Annotated in this window: 2 protein-coding genes; both read left to right on the forward strand. The window is 53.1% G+C overall.

Annotated features, from left to right (window positions below; translation table 11 throughout):
• Positions 1 to 230 (forward strand): hypothetical protein (locus KOO63_10790; protein MBU8922291.1); only part of this gene is annotated, 230 nt, incomplete at its 5' end.
• A 58-nt stretch (positions 231 to 288) separates the two neighbouring features.
• Positions 289 to 1,155, forward strand: coding sequence for a hypothetical protein (locus tag KOO63_10795; GenBank protein ID MBU8922292.1), 867 nt, complete (start codon positions 289 to 291; stop codon positions 1,153 to 1,155).
• Positions 1,156 to 1,208 lie beyond the last annotated feature (53 nt).

The following is a 1,208-nucleotide window of genomic DNA, read 5'->3' on the forward strand; positions in this document are numbered from 1 at the left end:
TGCCTCCGAAATTGTGTCTGGTCGGCTGCTTGCAGTTGACCAGACATGTTTCGTTGTCCAACACACAAAATATCCTGGGTGCCGCCACACTGCCCCAACCCCACTTGCCCTTTCCACAAGGATTTAACGCCTCGGTGGAGATTCAAGAAATGCGGCTTCTTCATCAGGAGCCAATTCCCACGCCGTATCCAACGGTTTACATGCCGTCACTGCAAACGATCCTTCAGTAGTCAAACCTTCAGCACCACCTACTGGCAAAAACTGCCCCAACTCGATTCCATGATCTTCATGAAGACCATCGGCGGAATGGCCAACCGTCAAATCGCCCGTGATTTACAAGTAGCTCCAGAAACGGTCAACCGACACATCTCCCGACTCGGCCGGCACTGCCTGCTCTTGCATGAAAAACTGATGGAAAATGCCCCGCCAGCAGCCGATATCGTCGTCGATGGTTTTGAGTCCTTCGAACTCAGCCAGTACTTTCCCTTTCACCATCATGTCGCAGTGGAAAAGGGAACCGATTTCTTCATCTATTTCACCGACAGTGAGTTGCGGCGTAAGGGAAGGATGGCATCGCACCAGAAGAGGCGTCGCCAGGAGCTAGAAAGATCTCTTGGCAGGCCGGATCCGAAGGCTATTGAAAAGGACATGGGTGAACTGTTGGAGGTAACGTTGAAATCAGTTCCCAGTGCCCGAATCTTCAGCGATGACCATCCGGCTTACCGGCGTCCGATTAGGGGGATGAAGTGCGACCTGGACCATCATGTCACCCCTGGCCGTGAGCATCGGGACAAGCACAACCAGTTGTGGGAGGTGAACCTTTTGGACCTGATCATTCGGCACAGCAACGCCAACCACAAGCGTGAGACGATCGCCTGGTCGAAGCGTCGGCAGCGTAGTGCCGAGCGGTTGGCGATTTTGTTGGTTTGGCGGAATTACATGAAGGGCCGTCGAGAGAAGGTTCGAGGTAGTCCGACTCCTGCGATGATGCGGGGCATGCTATCCGAGCCGTTGGATTTACAGTCGGTATTGGACCGGAGACAGTTCCGAAGTCGGCGAAGTTTGCCAGTTCGTTGGGGTGAATACTATGCTGGGAGGGTCAGGACACGAGGTTTGAGCCGAAATCGTGAGCATTCCTTGAGTTACGGGTACTAGATTTTCATGTGATTGTCAGTCGTGCGAAGATAGACACAATTTCGAAGGCACAA

It is taken from the genome of Candidatus Latescibacterota bacterium, from assembly GCA_019038625.1.
Taxonomy (GTDB): Bacteria; Krumholzibacteriota; Krumholzibacteriia; order Krumholzibacteriales; family Krumholzibacteriaceae; genus JAGLYV01.